This window comes from Bacillus sp. AP50 (genome assembly GCF_040492675.1).
GTDB lineage: Bacteria > Bacillota > Bacilli > Bacillales > Bacillaceae_G > Bacillus_A > Bacillus_A cereus.
In genome coordinates this window covers 1-3,327 of the sequence record NZ_JBEUTW010000530.1, presented here as the reverse complement: position 1 = coordinate 3,327, position 3,327 = coordinate 1, and the positions used below count along the sequence as shown (strand labels likewise).

Sequence of the window (3,327 nt, the reverse complement as noted above, 5' to 3'; positions counted from 1 at the left end):
GAAATAGGGTTATTAATAAAGCAAGAAAACGTATCTGTCCCGATATTTGATACAACTCATATACATGCAATTGAAGCAGTCAAGGTAGCTCTAGATAGAGTATAATTATATTATGTAAACTTTATTCGTATATCTGGAAAACATTCAGAAAATATTTTATAATGTAAGTGGTTACATTTAAGGGGGAATGCGTATGTTTTCAGTTCAACCAATCGCATTTGTACATAATGAAAGAAAGGAAATAAAAGATGATGAGTGGGGAGAAGTAAGATCTCGTATAACTTTAACTGAAATGTATGCAGAAGAGAGTATACAAGGGGTTGAAGATTTTTCTCATATTGAAGTTGTTTTTTATTTTCATAAAGTAACTGACGAGCAAATTCAGTATTTTGCTAGACATCCTAGAAATAATAAGGATTATCCTGAAGTAGGTATTTTTGCACAGCGCGGGAAAAATCGCCCAAATCGCATAGGTGTAACAATTGTAAAGGTGATAAAAAGAGAAGGTAAATCAATTATTGTTGAGGGATTAGATGCTATTGATGGCACTCCTATATTGGATATAAAACCAATAATGAAAGAGTTTATGCCGACAGAAGAAATACACCAGCCTAAATGGGCAACGGATATAATGAGACAGTATTGGAAGGGGAATGGAGTAAAATGAGAATATATGAGGCAACAATTGCAGATTTAGATGGACTAGCATCAGTTTTTAATAACTATCGCATGTTTTATAGGCAAGATTCTGATTTAGAAGGGGCAAAAGTATTTTTACGAAATAGAATTGAGAAAAAAGAGTCTGTTATTTTCGTAGCAGTTGAAGACGGCGAATATATTGGGTTCACGCAACTATATCCATCATTTTCTTCTATTTCAATGAAAGAATTATGGATTTTAAATGATTTATTTGTACAAGCGGCGAAGCGTGGAGCCGGAACAGGTAAAAAATTATTAGAAGCTGCTAAAGAATACGCATTAGAAAATGGAGCAAAAGGTGTAAAGCTGCAAACGGAGATTGATAATTTATCAGCACAACGATTATACGCTGAAAATGGTTATTTGAGAGATAATCGTTATTTCCATTACGAATTAACGTTTTAAAAAATTAAGTTGAAAGAGACATTTTCAAGAAAAAGAATTTCTTTGTAATGAGAAATTCTTTTTTATTTTTGCCTAAATTAAAAAATATGACGAAAATAAAACGATATTTATTTATTGTTAAACAATAAATGTTGTGATAAAATTATGTTGCCATTAAATAAGTGAGGTATTGTAAATGAATCTTAAACGAAGTTCAACAACGTTCTTAAAAGTAATTATTTTTCTTGCTGGAATTTCAGTACTTGCTTTATGCATATTTTTAGTGCCGGAAATGGCGAATTTCGCAGCAAATTTGTATCCTAATATTGCTCCGATGAAATATCTTGTTTTCATTGTGATGTATGGAGCAGCTGTGCCTTTTTACGTTGCTCTTTATCAGGCTTTCAATCTTTTACAGTACATTGATGAGAACACAGCATTCTCGGAATTATCAGTAAAGGCGTTAAAGAATATAAAGCGCTGTGCAATTACAATCAGTGGTTTGTATGTATTAAGTTTGCCACTTTTTCATTTTATAGCGAAAAAAATGGACCCTCCTATTGGGCTAGTGGGACTCATTATCGTTTTTGCTTCGCTCGTTATCGCCGTTTTTGCTGCTATCCTCCAACGACTTCTACAAGAGGCAATTAACATAAAATCAGAAAATGATTTGACGGTCTGAGGTGGCGGATATGACAATCATTATTAATATTGACGTCATGTTAGCAAAACGAAAAATGAGTGTAACGGAGCTTTCGGAGAAGGTTGGAATTACGATGGCGAATCTTTCTATTTTGAAAAATGGGAAAGCAAAAGCGGTTCGTTTTTCAACATTAGAAGCGATATGTAAAGCTTTGGAGTGTCAGCCAGGGGATGTTTTGGAGTATAAAAACGATGAGAATACTCAATAAAAACAGATAACAAATGTAAATAATAGAAGTCAATAAAGAAGGGATAGCCACTAAGCTATTCCTTCTTTACGTTAATTGCTGTTACTAATAAAAAATATAATTTGAATTGCAATGTTTGCGTATCAAAAGGGAACTTGCTACCTTTTGAGGTGATCCGTTTTGTGGAAGACAATTATTTGCCAAAAAGGCTATTTAAACTATGTTTTAAATTATTTCGAGTGAATCAAAAACTTCATTTGTATTATAGTTGATTTAAAACCCAGTTCGTTGCATCTTCAAAGTTATCTGCAATGTAGTTTGGTTCAATATGTGCCCATTTGTCTCGGTACGTATGCAAAGCATCATACCCAGCGCCTGTTCGGACTAGAATCGTAGTCGCATTTACTTTTGCTCCTGCAACAATATCAGTCCAGCGATCACCAACTACAGCACATTGTGTTAAATTAAGTCCATGTTTTTTTGCTGCTTTAAGCAGCATGCCTGTACTTGGTTTACGGCATTCACAACCATCACCGTGTTTATGAGGACATACATAAATATCATCAAAACCGAAGCCTTCTAATTCTTGTACAAAATCGGCTACAGTTGCAATTCCATCTGCGATACCAGGTTGATTTGTGAAAGAGAAAATTTTTATATTTTTAGCTTTTAGTTTTTGCAAGGATGTTTTTGTGAATGGAAATAATGAAAAAGATCCTGGATAATGTATTGTAGTGTCACCACCAATTGTACCGTCACGATCAATGAAAATTGCTTTAATGTTTGTCATAGTTATAGTCCCTTCAATTTATAAGTAGTTTAAAAATGTTTTACAAATCTGTAGCCATTTACTTCATATCCTAATTTTTTGTAAAAAGGATGAGCTTCTACTCTTTTTGTTCCACTAACTAGCCATGTGCCAATGCAATTATGTTTCTTTGCTAATTGCTCGGCATAATCCATCAACACTTGTCCAATGCCTTTCCGTCGTATGTTAGAATCAACGCTAATAATTGAAATCTCTCCATAACGTGTTACATCTTCTAAATTTTCACGTATACGAAATCCAAGTAATCCAAATATAGCTTCTTCTTCCTCGTAAACATATAAAAAATCAAACGGACTCATTTGTACGAATTGTAATCGGTTGTTCATATCTTCATAGGAAATAGAGGAACCTTTTAATTCTTTCGTTAAAGAACAAAGTGCGTCTATATCATCTATCGTTGCTTCACGAATTTGAAAAGACATATTATCCACTCCAATAAAATGTAATCAAACATTTAATATTCTGTTAAAAAATGTTTTTTCCTGCTATGAAAATAAATATTTTATAATGATATATAGATAGTTA

6 protein-coding genes and 1 pseudogene are annotated in these 3,327 nt (G+C 33.0%); 5 read left to right on the top strand and 2 right to left on the bottom strand.

Features of this window, described 5'->3' with window-relative positions:
• From ABWK52_RS26055 to ABWK52_RS26035, 5 genes and pseudogenes are all read left to right on the top strand, one after another.
• Positions 1-105 (top strand): annotated as a pseudogene (locus tag ABWK52_RS26055) (aspartate racemase); the annotation flags it as partial.
• Between the two features lie 88 nt (positions 106-193).
• Entirely contained in the window at positions 194-667 is a 474-nt protein-coding gene (locus ABWK52_RS26050) for an SAM-dependent methyltransferase (RefSeq protein ID WP_000493255.1), read from the top strand.
• Positions 664-1,104: a GNAT family N-acetyltransferase gene (locus ABWK52_RS26045; RefSeq protein ID WP_001223866.1), complete on the top strand. Its 441-nt coding sequence runs from the start codon at positions 664-666 to the stop codon at positions 1,102-1,104. Before ABWK52_RS26050 ends, ABWK52_RS26045 begins: the two co-directional genes overlap by 4 nt.
• A 175-nt stretch (positions 1,105-1,279) precedes the next feature.
• Positions 1,280-1,765, top strand: a complete 486-nt coding sequence (locus ABWK52_RS26040; protein ID WP_001050149.1) for a DUF2975 domain-containing protein — start codon at positions 1,280-1,282, stop codon at positions 1,763-1,765.
• Positions 1,766-1,775: 10 nt separating this feature from the next.
• The gene (locus tag ABWK52_RS26035; protein WP_000152535.1) at positions 1,776-1,994 is read left to right on the top strand and encodes a helix-turn-helix domain-containing protein; all 219 of its coding nucleotides are present in this window, start codon (positions 1,776-1,778) and stop codon (positions 1,992-1,994) included.
• 241 nt (positions 1,995-2,235) lie between these two features.
• Here ABWK52_RS26035 and ABWK52_RS26030 read toward each other — a convergent pair whose 3' ends face one another.
• Positions 2,236-2,763, bottom strand: coding sequence for an HAD-IIIA family hydrolase (locus ABWK52_RS26030; protein WP_000181772.1), 528 nt, complete (start codon positions 2,761-2,763; stop codon positions 2,236-2,238).
• Positions 2,764-2,792: 29 nt separating this feature from the next.
• Positions 2,793-3,224 (bottom strand): GNAT family N-acetyltransferase, encoded by a 432-nt coding sequence (locus ABWK52_RS26025; protein ID WP_000009776.1) that lies wholly within the window; start codon positions 3,222-3,224, stop codon positions 2,793-2,795.
• Between the last annotated feature and the right edge of the window lie 103 nt (positions 3,225-3,327).

What these genes read in the sequence shown, in the direction of transcription:
- ABWK52_RS26025 (WP_000009776.1), bottom strand. Translation starts at nt 3,224, where the DNA reads ATGTCTTTTCAAATTCGTGAAGCAACGATAGATGATATAGACGCACTT.
- ABWK52_RS26030 (WP_000181772.1), bottom strand. Translation starts at nt 2,763, where the DNA reads ATGACAAACATTAAAGCAATTTTCATTGATCGTGACGGTACAATTGGT.
- ABWK52_RS26045 (WP_001223866.1), top strand. Translation starts at nt 664, where the DNA reads ATGAGAATATATGAGGCAACAATTGCAGATTTAGATGGACTAGCATCA.
- ABWK52_RS26040 (WP_001050149.1), top strand. Translation starts at nt 1,280, where the DNA reads ATGAATCTTAAACGAAGTTCAACAACGTTCTTAAAAGTAATTATTTTT.
- ABWK52_RS26050 (WP_000493255.1), top strand. Translation starts at nt 194, where the DNA reads ATGTTTTCAGTTCAACCAATCGCATTTGTACATAATGAAAGAAAGGAA.
- ABWK52_RS26035 (WP_000152535.1), top strand. Translation starts at nt 1,776, where the DNA reads ATGACAATCATTATTAATATTGACGTCATGTTAGCAAAACGAAAAATG.